The sequence below is a fragment of the Sneathiella sp. D3-11 genome, assembly GCF_055809395.1.
Genome location: NZ_CM147911.1, coordinates 3,536,816 through 3,552,795, shown reverse-complemented (window position 1 = coordinate 3,552,795; position 15,980 = coordinate 3,536,816). Strand labels below are relative to the sequence as shown.

Annotated in this window: 12 protein-coding genes and 2 pseudogenes; 4 read left to right on the top strand and 10 right to left on the bottom strand. The window is 57.7% G+C overall.

Going from position 1 to position 15,980, the window contains the following annotated elements; genetic code table 11:
- Positions 1–28: 28 nt before the first annotated feature.
- Positions 29–376: a helix-turn-helix domain-containing protein gene (locus AC0L73_RS17930; protein ID WP_473654466.1), complete on the top strand. Its 348-nt coding sequence runs from the start codon at positions 29–31 to the stop codon at positions 374–376.
- Here AC0L73_RS17930 and AC0L73_RS17925 read toward each other — a convergent pair.
- From AC0L73_RS17925 to AC0L73_RS17890, 8 genes and pseudogenes are all read right to left on the bottom strand, one after another.
- The gene (locus tag AC0L73_RS17925; protein WP_227951798.1) at positions 373–2,415 is read right to left on the bottom strand and encodes an ASKHA domain-containing protein; all 2,043 of its coding nucleotides are present in this window, start codon (positions 2,413–2,415) and stop codon (positions 373–375) included. The genes AC0L73_RS17930 and AC0L73_RS17925 overlap by 4 nt on opposite strands.
- Positions 2,408–3,310: a methyltetrahydrofolate cobalamin methyltransferase gene (locus AC0L73_RS17920; RefSeq protein ID WP_473654465.1), complete on the bottom strand. Its 903-nt coding sequence runs from the start codon at positions 3,308–3,310 to the stop codon at positions 2,408–2,410. The genes AC0L73_RS17925 and AC0L73_RS17920 overlap by 8 nt, the downstream gene beginning before the upstream one ends.
- A 91-nt stretch (positions 3,311–3,401) precedes the next feature.
- Entirely contained in the window at positions 3,402–4,493 is a 1,092-nt protein-coding gene (locus AC0L73_RS17915; RefSeq protein WP_473654464.1) for a methylenetetrahydrofolate reductase, read from the bottom strand.
- A 1-nt stretch (position 4,494) separates the two neighbouring features.
- Positions 4,495–5,029, bottom strand: a pseudogene (locus AC0L73_RS17910) (methylenetetrahydrofolate reductase C-terminal domain-containing protein).
- A complete protein-coding gene (locus AC0L73_RS17905; protein ID WP_227951794.1) occupies positions 5,029–5,331 on the bottom strand; it encodes a virulence factor in 303 nt (100 codons plus the stop codon). The pseudogene AC0L73_RS17910 and the gene AC0L73_RS17905 overlap by 1 nt, the downstream one beginning before the upstream one ends.
- A gap of 4 nt (positions 5,332–5,335) precedes the next feature.
- The gene (locus AC0L73_RS17900; RefSeq protein ID WP_473654463.1) at positions 5,336–5,935 is read right to left on the bottom strand and encodes a DUF1638 domain-containing protein; all 600 of its coding nucleotides are present in this window, start codon (positions 5,933–5,935) and stop codon (positions 5,336–5,338) included.
- Positions 5,936–5,958: 23 nt separating this feature from the next.
- Positions 5,959–6,645 (bottom strand): corrinoid protein, encoded by a 687-nt coding sequence (locus AC0L73_RS17895; RefSeq protein ID WP_161316454.1) that lies wholly within the window; start codon positions 6,643–6,645, stop codon positions 5,959–5,961.
- Between the two features lie 143 nt (positions 6,646–6,788).
- Complete coding sequence (locus AC0L73_RS17890; RefSeq protein ID WP_473654462.1) at positions 6,789–9,227, bottom strand: GcvT family protein; 2,439 nt, start codon at positions 9,225–9,227, stop codon at positions 6,789–6,791.
- A gap of 277 nt (positions 9,228–9,504) precedes the next feature.
- On the opposite strand from AC0L73_RS17890, the pseudogene AC0L73_RS17885 reads away from it, so the two are divergent.
- Positions 9,505–11,031 (top strand): annotated as a pseudogene (locus tag AC0L73_RS17885) (trimethylamine methyltransferase family protein); the annotation flags it as partial.
- A 9-nt stretch (positions 11,032–11,040) separates the two neighbouring features.
- Here the strand turns inward: AC0L73_RS17885 and hutC are convergent.
- Together hutC and AC0L73_RS17875 are read right to left on the bottom strand one after the other, a co-directional pair.
- Positions 11,041–11,775 carry a histidine utilization repressor gene (hutC, locus tag AC0L73_RS17880; RefSeq protein ID WP_473654461.1) on the bottom strand — a complete coding sequence of 245 codons (735 nt, stop codon included), beginning with the start codon at positions 11,773–11,775 and terminating at the stop codon, positions 11,041–11,043.
- Between the two features lie 14 nt (positions 11,776–11,789).
- Positions 11,790–13,160, bottom strand: a complete 1,371-nt coding sequence (locus AC0L73_RS17875; RefSeq protein WP_473654460.1) for a formimidoylglutamate deiminase — start codon at positions 13,158–13,160, stop codon at positions 11,790–11,792.
- Positions 13,161–13,220: 60 nt separating this feature from the next.
- On the opposite strand from AC0L73_RS17875, the gene hutI reads away from it, so the two are divergent.
- The gene (gene hutI, locus AC0L73_RS17870; RefSeq protein ID WP_473654459.1) at positions 13,221–14,435 is read left to right on the top strand and encodes an imidazolonepropionase; all 1,215 of its coding nucleotides are present in this window, start codon (positions 13,221–13,223) and stop codon (positions 14,433–14,435) included.
- Positions 14,432–15,979, top strand: coding sequence for a histidine ammonia-lyase (gene hutH / locus AC0L73_RS17865; protein WP_473654458.1), 1,548 nt, complete (start codon positions 14,432–14,434; stop codon positions 15,977–15,979). The genes hutI and hutH overlap by 4 nt, the downstream gene beginning before the upstream one ends.
- The last annotated feature ends 1 nt before the right edge of the window (position 15,980 follow it).

Below are 15,980 nucleotides of genomic sequence, written 5' to 3'. Positions count from 1 at the left end.
TATCCGAGAGGGAACGGAGCGCCAACGGATGGAGCTGCGGGCTCGCCTCGGCATCTCCCACCCCAAACTGCTGGCCGCCATTGCTTGCATGGAAGACAATCTGGAAGAACCGTTGAGTTGCAGTGATCTAGCCACCAATGTCGGCCTCTCCACCCGGCAGCTTGAAAGACTGTTCCAGAAATATCTCGATTATTCGCCGACCCGCTACTATCTCGGTCTACGGCTCGACCGGGCGCGCTATCTCCTGACACAGACCAGTCTGCCGATTATCGAGGTGGCGCTTGCCTGTGGCTTTGTCTCAGCCTCGCATTTCTCAAAATGCCACCGCGAACATTTTGGCCGCACCCCGAGTGATGAGCGGCGCGTCCGCCATTAATCAGCGTCTACCCGGTTCCGACGTCGACGGCGGCGTCCTCCTTCCGATGACGTATCGGAGAGAACTTTGGGTGCAGGCATTTTGACAGCCTTCGATAGCTCCGGATAGGACGCTGTTTTATGGGGTATGGCCATGGCTTCCACGAAATACTGCTGGAATTTTGGCTCGACGGCGGTTTCGATTTTCTCAACCGTTTTCACCAGTTCCTCAATCTCATCCCGCGCCGCATTGTTTAGAAGTGCGATGCGCGCACCAACACCCGCCGCATTGCCGACGGCCTGAACTTCGCTCAAATCGCAATCGGGAATCATGCCGAGCACCATGGCATATTTAGTGTCGATATGGCTGCCGAACGCGCCGGTGAGTTGGATGCGGTCCACCTTCTCCAGATCAAGACGGTCCATCAGCAGCTTCGCCCCTGCATAGAGAGCCGCCTTCGCCAGCTGGATCGCTCGAACGTCCGTCTGGTATATTTTGATCTCGCTCTCACCGTCGCGGATGACATAGGAAAAAGTCCGACCATCAGCGACCACACGCGGGCTTTTCGCTGACATGGATCCGTCAATCACGCCATCGCTGCTTAAAATGCCCGCGAGATACATCTCCGCCATCACCTCAATGATGCCGGAACCGCAAATGCCGGTAATCCCGATTTTCTTCGTCGCTTCCTCAAACCCCGGCTCATTCGACCAGAGATCGGAACCTATCACCTTGAAGCGCGGCTCCAATGTTTCAGGATCGATGCGAACGCGTTCAATTGCGCCTGCCGCCGCCCGCTGGCCACAGGAAATCTGCGCGCCCTCAAACGCCGGACCGGTTGGCGATGAGGCGGCCAGCAATCGCTCGTTATTGCCCAACACAATCTCCGCATTGGTACCGACATCAATAATAAGGGTCATCTGCTCCTGCAAATACGGAGCCTCCGACAGAATGACCGCCGCCGTATCAGCCCCTACATGTCCCGCGATACAGGGCAGGAAATAGGCACGACAATCGGGGTTGGAAATCATGCCGACCTCGCTCGCCCAGACGATCATGCCCGAATTGGTGGCCAGCGCAAAAGGCGCACCGCCGAGTTCTGTCGGATCAATCCCGAGCAGCAGATGGTGCATGATCGGGTTGCCGACAAAAACCGCGTTCAGGATATCGTCCGGATCAACCTTCGCCTCGTTTGTCACCTCCGCGATCAGGTCATTGATGCCGCCGCGCACCGCTTCCGTCAGCAGGAGTTCCCCGCCCGGGTTCATCATTACATACGAGACCCGGCTCATCAGGTCTTCGCCATAACGGATCTGCGGGTTCATCATTCCTGCCGAGGCAATCACTGCCCCGGTGGAGAGATCACAGAGATGCATGGCGATGGTGGTGGAGCCAACATCGACGGCGATACCATAAGCATGACTGTTGAAACCGGGCCAGATTTTTGTGATCCGCGTGCCGCGATGCACGGCAACCGTAACGTTCCAGTTCCCCGCCCGCAATGTCTTTTGCAGGGTCTGCAAGGTCCGGATATCACATTCCAGATCATCAAGATCCCATTGCTGCTTCAATGCAGCGCAAAGCCTCTCAAAATCGCCGGTGGGATTATGCATATCCGGTTCCAGCACCTGCACAAAATGCAGCCGGATCGCCGGGTCCATCTCGATCTTGCGATCATCCACCTGTTTGACAACAACCTGCTTATGTACCTGACTGGTGGCAGGCACATCGATGACTGCGTCACCCAGAAGCTGCGCCTGACAACTGAGGCGACGCCCCTCCTTCAGCTTGCGGCGCCCCTTGTAATTTTCTTCAACCTCGTTGAAAGGAGAGAGCGAATCTTCCCGGCTGGTCACCCCATGCTTGGAAAAGCGGCCTACGGTCAAATCTACCTGACAACGGCCGCAAATCCCGCGTCCACCGCACACACTGTCGATATCTACCCCTAGAAGACGCGCAGCCTCCAACACCGGCGTTCCATGGGGAAAGCGCCCTCGCTTGCCCGACGGCATGAAAGCGATCAGATGGGTTTCCTCTTTTCCCAGCGACCGATCAGGCATTGCGTCTCCGTCGACGGCTGGCACGACGGGCCTCCTCGCTGCCTTCGGCGGCGGGTTCACGGAATGTCTTGATCCATTTCACGCAGTTCGGATCATGCCCCATGACCACATTAGCGCCTTTGATGGCCGCCATTTCCGGCTCATGCAGCGGATTAGTAATGGCTGAGGTCATGCCTGCACCGATCGCCATGGAAAGGAACGCCGCGTTCATGCCATGACGGTTGGGCAGGCCAAAACTGAAGTTGGACGCGCCGCAGGTCGTGTTGACTTTCAGCTCCTCGCGCAGGCGACGGACCAGCGACATCACCTGCCGTCCCGCATCGTTGAGGGCCCCCACCGGCATCACCAGGGGATCAACCACCACATCGGAAGCCGGAATGCCGTAATCCTGCGCCCGCTCGACAATTTTCTTGGCAACGGCAAAGCGGACATCCGGATCTTCCGAAATGCCGGTTTCATCATTGGAGATGGCAACAACCGCCGCGCCATACTTCTTGACCAATGGCAGGACCGTCTCCAGCCGATCTTCTTCGCCCGTTACGGAGTTCACGAGCGGCTTGCCTTGATAAACGGCAAGCCCTGCTTCAAGTGCGGCAACGATGGAACTGTCGATGGAGAGCGGCACATCGGTGAGGCTCTGCACCAACTGGATGGCCTCCGCCAGGATACGTGGCTCATCGGCGAGCGGGATACCCGCGTTGACATCAAGCATCTGAGCTCCGGCGGCGACCTGCGCCAATGCGTCCGATTCCACACGACTATAGTCGCCATTCTTCATTTCCTCGGCCAGGAGCTTGCGCCCGGTCGGGTTGATGCGCTCCCCGATAATCACGAAAGGTCGATCAAACCCGATGATAACTTCCTTGGTTGCCGAGGAAATAAGGGTATCCGTCATCCTGCTACACCTTCAATAAACGGGGCTTTCGCCAATTGTCACTCACATTCATTAAACGGCAGAACCGCTAATTCTCTTGTTCAGGAACGACTTAGTGTTCCTCAAAAGCGGCAGCGACCGCCTCCTCTGGATCAATGGGATGTTCAAACTGATCCTTGGCGGTTTCAAAGGCCTCGGTGACTGCCTCGAAATCCGGATTACTTTCGCGCGTCCAAGGCCGACGGCCCTTCAATATACCGGATTCATGGACAATTTCCGCGACCAGTTCTTCCTGCCGATAGGCCATGACATGTGCGCCAGAGACCCCCGTCATCTCCCGCACCTGCTGGAGCATCTCGATACAGATTTTCTTGCCTTCCAGCTTTTGATCTGCCGCGCCTTCCAGCCGGTCGATAATTGAATCCGGAATATGGATGCCCGGCACATTGCTACGTATCCATTTTGCGGCCCGGGCGGAAGCGAGCGGTCCGACCCCGATCAGAATGTAGCATTTCTCATCGAGACCTAAATCGCGCACCTGCTCCATATATCGTTCCAGCATCGGGATATCGAAGCAATATTGCGACTGCACGAACTGCGCGCCGGCCTCGATCTTTTTCGCAAGGCGCAAGGGCCGGAAGTCGTAGGGTGGCGCGAACGGATTAATCGCCGCGCCCAGAAACACCTGCGGCGGGGAAGTAATCTTGCGCCCAGAGAGGAACCGTCCCTCATCACGCATCAGGCGGATTGTCCTGAGGAGAGACATGCAATCAAGATCAAAGACCGGCTTTGCCCCCGGTTGATCCCCCGCCTGCACCCCGTCCCCGGTAAGACACAGAATGTTATTCACCCCCATTGCCGCCGCGCCGAGGACATTTCCCTGAATGGCGATGCGGTTATGATCGCGGCAGGAAATCTGCATGATCGGGGAATAGCCGACACGGGTCAGAAGTGCGCAGATTCCGACCGAGGACATATGACAGTTGGCGCCCGATCCGTCCGTCGCATTGATGCCATCCACCCAGCCATCGAAAACCGCGCCGCGATCGAAGACTTCCGTGGGATCGGCACTGTCCGGCGGGTTAAGTTCCGCTGTTACGGCAAACTCCCCGGCACGCAACACTCGCTCCAGCCGCCCGCGAGAGGTATGCCCGGGCTGCGGTGGCAGTGGCGCACTTATATCTACAGGGGCATTCGGGATCATATCAAGCTGTTTCCGTCTTTTCAGCTCCCGCCGCCTCTGCCGATTGGGCGGTTGCCCGCAACCAGTGCCGACGAGCCGGAGAAAGAATGATCGACCGGTGGCAGGACATGCAGGATGTTGTCGCCGTCGTGCATGTGACGGCTGCCCTTCCAGGCCTGAACCCAGACGCAAGGCATATCCGGTTCCACTTCACAGTTGCCGTTTGCTCTCACCCCACCGCACGGACCGTTACGCAAGGATTTTGGGCAGTTCATCGGGCAGGACATGCCGGTATCGCTGAGCACGCATTGCCCGCACATCCGACAATCAAACAGAAATTTTTTCACCACCTTCTCGACAAGGACAACCGGTTTTTCAGCCCGCTTATACCCAACGAATTTCCAGAACGGATGCAGTTTCAGGAAAACGCCCGCAAGAAGCTTGTAGATCCGTTCCAGTCCGCGTGAATGGCGCACGGACCAAAGCCGCACCGAGTAAAAGGCGCGTGAGCGGGTAACGGGACTGCGGCTTGCGGGTTGATAAGCGGATTTCGGCATCAACCCTCCTTCCGGCCGCCGGAGACAACCAGCGCCCGGAGCGCGGCGTCATCATACGTCGTCTCCAGCGAGTTTGCGCATGCTTCCGCCGCGGCCTGAAGATCACCCTCAACGCTTTCGGGGTCGCCCTTGCGCCAACCCTCGAGATAGGCATCGCTGTCATGGGACTTGTCGCGCATGGCGGCCATATCAATCGCCTCCTGAAACCGGTCGGAAAGCAGGATCTTGGCGTTCTGTCGCCCCTGCTTGACTACGACCTGGGACGGAATATCGCGCCAATACAGAATGGAAAGTTGCGCCATCGCCTTACCCCGCCTTCTGGTTCAGGAAGTCCCCCAGGCCGGAAAGCCCCGTAAACCTGTATTCATAGTCAAGGAAGAGTCGCTCCGCCGCGGCTCGCGCCTTATCCTGCAGTTCCGCATTTTCGATCTGGGACAGGTAGAGCAGCTTTTCATAATTGCCGAAATAAAGCGGCAGCAGCTCCGGATGCTTGTCAATGCCGAGCCCCTCGATGATCAACCGGTCGAAATGCCGGGCGAGAAAATCGGTGAGATAGAAGGTGGCGGGTTCCGCATCGGCAATTGCCGCAAACGCCGTCGCACCGGTATAGAATTCATAGCAATGAGCGCCCGCAATCCGCTCAACGCCTTCCTCCTCCAGTACCTTGTCGAGCCCGCCGCCCGTCCCGCAATCGCCATAGAGCGCGAGAATTTGATCGAACCGGTCGCGATTTTCATGAATCTTTTTCCGCATCGCCTCCGGGATCAGCGCGGGCCGGTTATGCAGCTTGGCCGGCAGGCAGGTTACCTCCATATGATCCCAGCCATTCGCCCGGATCACGGCGAAACATTCCTCTGCCAGCGCGCCGCAGGCGATTAAAAGCGTTTTCCCCGGCGCAGCTGTCATATCACGCTCCTCCGGTCATGACGTCAGGCCGCGCGGCGTTCGGCGACCATTTTCTGGGCAATTTCCACAGTCATGGCCGCATCCCGACCATAGGCATCGGCCCCGACGCTTTCGGCAAACTCCTCATTCAGCGGCGCGCCGCCGACCATGACAATATAATCGTCGCGGATGCCCTTTTCCTTCATCGTGTCGATGACGACCTTCATATAGGGCATGGTGGTCGTCAGCAGCGCCGACATGCCGATGATGTCGGGTTTATGTTCCTCCAGCGCCTCAAGATATTTTTCGACCGGATTATTGATGCCGAGATCCACCACCTCGAAGCCCGCGCCTTCCATCATCATGATGACAAGGTTCTTGCCGATGTCGTGGATATCGCCCTTGACGGTGCCGATGACCATCTTCCCGGCCTTCGGAGCGCCGGTTTCGGCGAGCAGCGGTTTCAGGATCGCCATGCCTGCCTTCATCGAATTGGCGGCCAGAAGAACTTCCGGCACGAACAGGATACCGTCCCGGAAATCGATGCCGACAATGCGCATCCCTTCAACCAGAGCCTCCGTCAGGACCCTGTAGGGTTCCCAGCCGCGTTCCAGAAGGATGTTCACCCCTTCGCAAATCTCATCCGCCAGCCCGTCATACAGATCATCATGCATCTGTTCGACGAGTTCCCCGTCATCCAGGGCCGAGAGGTCAATATCATCATCTTCCATCGAAATCTCCACAGACTAATAAAAACGCGCTCTGCTCTATCGAAAAAGTGTCATATAAGCGGCCGCGCAAAACTATTCCCGCGCAGACATGGAATAATTTTCCTGCGACACTTTTGTCGAAATCGGAACAAAGCCTCCAAATTTCAGGCCCTCAACCGTTCATTTTCAGGGTCAAAGATCGATTCCTCAATGACGGTCGCGGGATAACGTTCCCCGAGGATTTCAATCTCCAACTTGGTGCCAATAGCCTCCATCCCGGCCTTGATATACCCTTGCGCCAGGCTCTTCTTGACCCAGTGGCCATAGGCTCCTGCTGTCGCCCGGCCAACAATATTTCCACTTGTATCGTAGAGCGGCTCGTTCCCGAGCGGATCGGCATCCGTGATTCCGTCCACCTCAAGGCAGACAAAGGATTGGGGCACGCCCTCTTCCTTCTGCCTGATCAACGCGTCCCGGCCGATGAAATCGCCCTTGTCGAGATGGACGAAGCGCTCCAGCCCGGCCTCAAACACGGAATATTCACGGGTCAGGTCCTGCCCCCACATGCGGTAGTTTTTCTCCATCCGCAGGCTGTCCATGGCGCGCATGCCGCACATGCCGAGACCGAATTCCTCCCCCGCCGCGACAATCGCATCATAGATATGGTTCTGATACTCAATCGGGTGATGCAGCTCCCAGCCGAGGTCGCCGACAAAATTAACGCGAAGGGCCCGGCAAGGCGCCAGACCGACGGTGATATGCTGTCCGGTCAGCCATTTAAAGCCATTGTTGGAAAGGTCGGCATCGGTGATTTTGCGAAGGATATCGCGGGATTTCGGCCCCGCCAGCACCAGCACCCCATGTGCCGTTGTGACGTTATCGAGGCGGACCGAGCCGTCATCCGGTAAATGCTTCAGCAGATAATCATGATCAAATCGTTCCGCCGCTCCGGAACTGACCAGATAGAACGCTTCCGGCCCGTCTCGCATGATGGTGAATTCGGAGCGAATACCGCCCCGCTTGTTCAGCGCATGAGAGAGGTTAATACGCCCGACGCCTTTCGGCAGCTTGCGACAGACAAGCCGGTCGAGATAGGCCTCCGCTCCCGGTCCTGTCACCTCGAATTTCGAGAAGCTGGTGATATCGATTAGTCCGGCGTTTGTTCGCATGTTCTTCACTTCATTACCCACATGCTCGAAATAGTTGGAACGCCGGAAGCTCCATTGATCCTTCGGCTCCACCCCTTCCGGCGCAAACCAGTTGGGCCGTTCCCAGCCATAACGTTGGCCGAACACTGCCCCGCGCGCCGCCATCCGGTCATGACAGGGGCTCATCTTGAGTGGCCGACCGGCTCCACGCTCCTCATCGGGATAATGAATAACGAAGACATGCTCATAGCATTCCTCATTCTTGATCTTGGTATAGGGCTTGGTGGCATAGGCACCGAAGCGGCGCGGGTCGACATCCATCATGTCGATGCCAGGCTCGCCCTCGGTGATCCATTCGGCGAGCTGCCAGCCGGAACCGCCCGCCGCCGTCACGCCGAAGCTATGGCCTTCGTTGATCCAGAAATTTTTAAGGCCCCAGGCCGGGCCGATCATCGGGTTGCCGTCGGGGGTATAGGCGATGGGGCCGTTGACGATATCCTTGATCCCCGCATCGGCAAAGGTCGGCACGCGCTTGATCGCCGCCTCCACATGCGGCATGAGCCGTTCGAGATCGCCGGGGAACAGATCCTGCCCGAAGGTATCCGGGACGCCATCAACGAAACAGGCGGGTGCGCCCTTCTCATATGGACCGAGGATATAGCCCTGCCGTTCCTCCCGCAGGTAATAAGACGCGTCACTCTCTCGCAGGACGGCCATTTCCGGCAAGCCGGCCTTCTTGCGCTCGATCAGCTCCGGCACTTCGTCGGTGACAATATACTGATGCTCCACGGGGATGACCGGAATATCAAGCCCGACCATGGAGAGCGTCTGGCGGGCGTAGTTGCCGGTGCAGCTGACCACATGCTCGGCGGTGATATCGCCCTTGTTGGTGCGAACCAGCCATTCGCCGTTCTTCTGCTGCTCAATGGAGAGGACTTCTGTATGGCGGTTGATCTCGGCGCCGCCATTGCGTGCGCCGATCGCCATGGCGTTGGTCACATCCACCGGCGCGATATGGCCGTCATCGGGATGATAGAGCGCCCCGACCAGCCCATCGACATCGGAAAGCGGCCAGAGTTCCTTCACCTGTTTCGGCGTGATGATCTCATAAGGCACGCCAATGGTGTTCGCGGTTCCGCAGTATTTGAGATATTCATCCATGCGTTCCTTGTTTGTCGCAAGGCGGAGATTGCCGGTGACATGGAAGCTGACATTCTGTCCGGTCTCGGCCTCCAGCCTTTTATAGAGGTCAACACTGTATTTATGGATCTGCCCGACGGCATAGCTCATGTTGAAAAGCGGGAGGAGCCCCGCCGCATGCCAGGTCGATCCGGCGGTGAGTTCCGTCCGTTCCAGCAGGACCACATCGGACCACCCCTTCTTGGTCAGATGATAAAGTGTACTGACCCCGACAACGCCGCCGCCAATGACAACTACCCGCGCATGTGATTTCATTTTGTCCGTCCCCTTTGCCCTGCAGCATGCCCGAGAGGCATAGATTTTCCCTCCGTCCACCGTGGCGATTGCGCTTTTAAATCGCTAACGGGTCTCCGACGCTCCCTGTTCCTTAGCCGTCATGCCTGTCACCCGCCTCGACGTCCCCTTCGGCGACTGTTCTATATTCGCCAGAGAAATCAGGAAAAAGACGCCCACTGGCTAGTCCGCCCTTGGATATCCGATTTAATTTCATGAAAGACGCGCTTCTGTCTGGTGAGACAAGCTGGAGGAAATCATGAGTGCAAGAGAAGGTCGCAGCAATCGGAGAGGGCGCGATGCCCGCCGTGAGGCACGGGCGAGCAACAACGCCCGTCATATCCCCTATATCAAGCGGAATATCCCCGTTACCAACCTCACCAGCAATGAGGCACTTGAGATTATCGAGGCGAATGCCGACACGATCCTGGAAGAAATCGGCCTTGAATTCCGCGATGACCCGGAATCGCTGGCGCTCTGGAAATCCGTCGGGGCGGATGTGCAGGGTGCACGCGTGCATTTCCCGAAAGGCCTCTGCCAGCAGCTTCTCAAAACCGCACCGGCCGAGTTTACCCAATATGCCCGCAACCCCGCAAACAATGTCCAGATCGGCGGGAACAATACGGTGCTGGCGCCGGTTTACGGCCCGCCCTTTGTGCATGATCTCGACAAGGGTCGCCGCTATGGCACGATCAAGGATTTCGAGAATTTCGTGAAGCTCGCCTATATGGCACCTGCCATGCATCATTCCGGCGGCACGGTCTGCGAGCCGGTCGATCTGCCCGTCAACAAGCGGCATTTCGACATGGTCTACAGCCATATCAAATATTCCGACAAGCCCTTCATGGGCTCCGTCACCGCGCCAGAACGGGCACAGGACAGCGTGGATATGGCGTCCTTCGTGTTCGGGGAGGACTTCGTGCAGAACAACTGCGTGATGTTGAACCTGATCAATGCCAACTCCCCCATGACCTATGATGCGACCATGCTCGGCGCGCTAAAAACCTATGCGGCAAACAATCAGGCCTGCGTCGTCTCTCCCTTTATCCTCTCGGGCGCCATGAGCCCGGTTTCGGGTGCCGGCACCCTGTCGCAACTACTCGCGGAGGCTTTGGCGGGCTGCGCCCTCACGCAAATCATCAAGCCGGGCACCCCGGTCATTTTCGGCACATTCGTCAGTTCCATCTCCATGCAGTCGGGCGCGCCAACCTTCGGCACCCCGGAAAGCAGTCTCGTGTTGAACGGGGCGGCGGAACTTTCGCGGCGGTTGAACCTGCCGTTCCGCTCCGGCGGATCCTTCACAGCCTCCAAGCTGCCGGACGCGCAGGCCGCCTATGAGAGTGCGCAAACGCTGCTGATGACGCTTCTTTCCGGGGTAAACTTCTCGCTCCATGCGGCGGGCTGGCTGGAAGGCGGGCTCTGTTCATCCTACGAGAAATTCGTCATGGATATTGACCAGTGCGCAATGATGGAAGTGTTGGCGCGCGGCATTGATGTCTCTGAAAATGGTCAGGCTATGGATGCGGTGCGTGAGGTTGGGCCGGGTGGCCATTTCCTCGGCTGCGCCCATACGCAGGCGAATTTCGAGGATGCCTTCTACCGCTCCCGCACCGCCGACAACAACTCGTTCGAACAATGGCAGGCGGACGGGTCCAAGGATACGGCCACACGCGCCAACGCCATCTGGAAGCAGATGCTGGCTGACTATCAGGCGCCCGCCCTCGATCAGGGCATTGATGAGGCGTTGCAGGAGTTCATGGCGAAGCGAAAGGCCTCCTTCGCGGATCTCGAATGTCTAGCGATCGGCCGTAAAGGCCCCGCCAAAGGCAAAGCGGCTGCCCGGATGATAGAGCCGGACCGTGGTGATCATCTGCTCCCCGGCGTAGGTATGCCGCTCCAACGTAAGAACTGGTTCGTTCTCCTCCAGCTGCAGCAAGCGTTTTTGCTCGTCCGTCGGGATATCGGCACTGATGCGGTGGTCGGCATGGCTGTAGGGCATGGTGCGGATCAGGAAGCCGCTTGGTGTCTCGTCCGAAAAATCCTGCTCAATAAAGGCCGGAACAAGGGACGGATTGACATAGCGCTCCTCCAGCTCCACCGGTACACCATTCTCCGAATGCAACATCAGGCAGTGAAAAAGGCGCTCCCCCTGCCCGGCCATCAGTTCCCTTAACTCGATCGACACGGTAATTTCTTTCAGGCTTAGGAGTTCAGCGCTATGGTCCCCGCCGCGCGCGGCAATTTCCGCCGCAATATTGCGGATTTCCAGAAGGCCGGATTCCAGCTTGCTCGGTGCGACAAAGGTGCCGGAGCCCTGCCGCCGCGCCAGAACCCCCTCCTGCGTCAATTCCCGAAGCGCCCGGTTAATGGTCATGCGGGAGGCTTTCAACTCCTCAACCAGGGCATGTTCCGTTGGGATCCTGTCGCCCTCGCGCCACTCTCCCGTCCCAATCTTGTGAAGAATCAGGTCCTTGATCTGCTGATAGAGCGGGCCGGAAGTATTTATTCTGAGGTCATTAATGTTATTCACTACGCTGTCCAAATCTAGTGTCCGGCCGCCAGCTCCGTTATCACACGTCGGAAGCGATGGGTGATTGCCTCCTCCTCCGCATGGTGGCGATCCTTGATCACCAGCTTGCCGTTGACCGCGACATCCTTTACCACAGAGTTATCGCCGGCGAACAGCCAGCTATCGAGAATTTTCCGCGCCGGCTTGCCAAGAAGCGCCGGGTGATCCCCGTCGAGAAGAACGAAATTGGCGTAACCACCGACCTGCAGACCTTCCTTCCCCGGACGGCCAAGCGCCTGATGCCCGCCGGAGAGCGCCGCTGAAAAAATCCGCGCACCGGTCGAGTGTAATTCATCGCCAAGGACATTGCGCTGCTCTTTCAAAAGGCGCTGCCCATATTCCAGCAGCCGGACCTCCTCCGCGAGGGAAATATAGATATTGCTGTCCGACCCGAGCGCGATCCGCCCGCCATCTTCCAGAAACTCTCCTGCCGGGAAAATGCCATCACCGAGATTTGCCTCCGTGATCGGGCAAAGTCCCGCAACCGCCCCGGCCTGCACAATGGCCCGCCGCTCCGTCTCCGTGATATGGGTGGCATGAATGAGGCACCAGCGATCATCAAGCGGCATATTGTCGGCCAGCCATTCGACGGGCCGTGCATCTGACCAGTCAAGGCAATCCGCGACCTCTTTCTGCTGTTCGGCGATATGTATATGACAAGGCATGTTCTTTGGGATTCCGGCGAGGAGGGTTTGCAGCAAGGCCGGATCCACCGCGCGCAGCGAGTGCGGCGCAACACCAACCAGAGTGGAATCACTTCCCTGCGACCGGTCCTGCAAGCGTTGCACGAGAACGAGAAATTCATCTCCCTCCATAATAAAGCGGCGCTGATGATCCTGCGGTGCCTCTCCCCCGAAACCACCGTATCGATACAACACGGGGAGCAAAGTAAGACCAATCCCCGTCCGCTCCGCCGCCGCAAGAATTCTACCACTCATCTCCGTGGGATCAGCGTACGCCGTGCCATCCCTGTCATGATGCAGGTAGTGAAACTCCCCGACCGAGGTGAACCCCGCCTTCAGCATTTCAAGATATAGCTGCGCGGCAATTATCTCCAGCTGCTCCGGCGTGATCGTGCGCAGGAAACCATACATGACCTGACGCCAGCTCCAGAAGCTATCCGCCGCCGGTCCCGCTGCTTCCGCAAGGCCCGCCATCGCGCGCTGAAACGCATGGGAATGTACATTGGCGATGCCCGGCACCGCATATCCCCGATGGATTACTTCCGCTTCCTTCGCGGTTCCGTCTCCTATAGCGAGAATTTCCCCGCTTTCGGAGATATCAAGGAACTGATTTCGCTGCCAACCGTTAGATAACAGTATTTCGTCAAAAAAATGCTTGATCATAAGAGAAATCTTATCATAATAATTTGTATATACAAATTTAAAATAGAGGGTACGGGGAGAATGGCGACAGCGGCTTGCGACAGACTTTTCATCAACGCACATCTTGCCACCATGACACCCGGTGGCGAGCCCTATGGCGCGATTGACGCCGATGCCCTCGCCGTGACCGGCGACAGGATCAGCTGGCTCGGCCTTGCGGAAGACGGCCTGCCCGACGCCCCCGAGGTAATCGATCTCGAGGGCCGCTGGATCACCCCGGGCCTGATCGATTGCCACACCCATCTTGTCTATGCGGGCAACCGCGCGCAGGAGTTCGAAATGGGGTTAAACGGGGCAACATATGAAGAAATAGCGGCAAAAGGTGGCGGCATTCTCTCCACGGTCATGGCCACAAGAGAGGCGAGCGAGAGCGATCTAGCCGCCGAAAGCCAGACACGTCTGCAGGCCCTGATCAGCGCCGGGGTGACGACGGTCGAGATCAAGTCTGGCTACGGCCTCGATCTCGAGAATGAAGTAAAAATGCTGGAAGCAGCAAAACATCTTGGGGAGATCAATCCGGTCCGGGTTCTCAAGACATTTCTCGGCGCCCATGCGCTGCCACCGGAATTCGCGGGCGACAGCGACGGCTATATGGCGAAGGTTATTCACGAAATGCTGCCGACCATTCACGCGCTCGGCCTTGTCGACGCTATCGACGCCTTCTGCGAGAAAATCGCCTTTTCCGAGGACCAGGTGCGCCAGCTTTTCAAGGCTGCCGACAGGATGAACATTCCGGTCAAGATCCATGCGGAGCAGCTCAGCAATCAGCGCGGGGCGGAACTCGCCGCGCATTTCAAGGCGCTCTCCGCCGACCACCTGGAATATATCGACGAAAAGGCCGTGAAGGAAATGGCGAGGGCCGGTACGGTTGCGGTCATCCTGCCCGGGGCCTTCTATTACCTCAGGGAGACACAAAAACCGCCTATCAAGCTGTTCCGCGAACATGGCGTGCCAATGGCGCTCGCCACGGATTGTAATCCCGGATCTTCGCCCACGACGAACCCGCAGTTGATGATGAATATGGCCGCCGTACTTTTCCGCCTGACACCGGAGGAGGCCCTTGCCGGTTTTACGCGCAACGCCGCGAAGGCGCTCGGCTTAAGCAAGGAGATCGGTACGCTCGAAGTCGGAAAGCTGGCCGACCTTGCCGTCTGGGATATCGAGCATCCATCAGAACTCACACAATCCATTGGCTCTAACCCGCTCCATTTGCGGTATTTTGGAGGTCATCTATGAACATCGATCCGACACACATGGTCCTCTCGCCAGGTCATCTCACCTTGGATGAACTTCGTTTGATTTATGAAGGGGAGCGCACACTCTCTCTTGATCCCGCTTGCCGGGATGCCGTGGAGGCGAGCGCGGCAACGGTTAAGAATATCGTCGATGAAAACCGCACTGTGTATGGCATCAATACCGGCTTCGGCCGCCTCGCGCAGGAGATAATCCCGAAAGACAAGCTGGAGGCGTTACAGAAAAATCTCGTCCTTTCCCATTCCACTGGCGTTGGCCCTCTCCTGAATGACAATATCGTCCGACTTATCTTGGCGATGAAGGCCGCGAGTCTCGCGCGCGGATTTTCGGGTGTGCGCATGACGGTGATTGAAGCCTTGATGACTTTTTTGGAGCATCGAATCTATCCCTGCATCCCGTCAAAAGGCTCTGTTGGTGCGTCCGGTGACCTTGCCCCCCTGGCCCATATGACAGCAGCTCTGATGGGCATCGGCGATGTCCGGTTTAATGGAGAAATCGTACCCGCCGATGCCACCTTGAAGGCCTTGATGATTCCGCCGCTCACCCTCGGTCCAAAGGAAGGCCTCGCGCTGTTGAACGGCACGCAGGTCTCCGCCGCGCTTGCGCTTGCGGGTCTGTTCGAAGGCGAAAAGCTCCTCGCAGCCGCTACACTTGCGGGCAGCCTGTCGTTGGACGCAGCGCAAGGCACTGATGCGCCCTTCGATACCCGCATTCACGCGGCGCGCGGGCAGATTGGGCAGATGGAAATGGCAGCGAGTTACCGCGCCCTGATCGAGGGAAGCGAAATTCGCAAGTCCCACGAGGAATGCGAAAAGGTGCAGGACCCTTATTGCCTGCGCTGCCAGCCTCAAGTGATGGGCGCTTGCCTTGATCAGATGCGCCATGCTGCGAGCGTCCTGATTATAGAGGCAAATGCCGTATCTGATAATCCACTTGTCTTTGTTGAAACCGGCGAAGTCATTTCGGGTGGTAATTTCCATGCCGAACCAGTGGCCTTTGCCGCCGACAATCTCGCGCTCGCCATTGCCGAAATTGGTTCCATGTCGGAACGACGCATCGCCATGCTGGTCGATACCTCGATCAGCGGCTTGCCAGCTTTTCTGGTGACCAGCGCCGGGATTAATTCCGGCTTCATGATTGCCCATGTGACAGCCGCCGCACTCGCCAGCGAGAACAAGCAGCAGGCTTTTCCCGCCTCAGTCGACAGCATTCCGACCTCCGCCAATCAGGAAGATCATGTCAGCATGGCGACGCATGGCGCGCGGCGAACGCTACGTATGGCGGAGAATACGGCGGCGATCGTCGGGATTGAGCTTCTGGCGGCAACACAGGGGATTGAGCTACGCAGCCCGCTAAAAACCTCGGCCCCGCTTGAGAAGCTTCATGCGGAAATTCGTAAAATCGTTGATCCTTACGAGGAAGACCGGTTCTTTTCCCCGGACATCGAAGCCGCAAAAAAACTGGTGATGAGCGGCACTCTTAGAAAGCAGTTCGCCGACTTCCTTCCCGATACACTGGAGAGTTAAT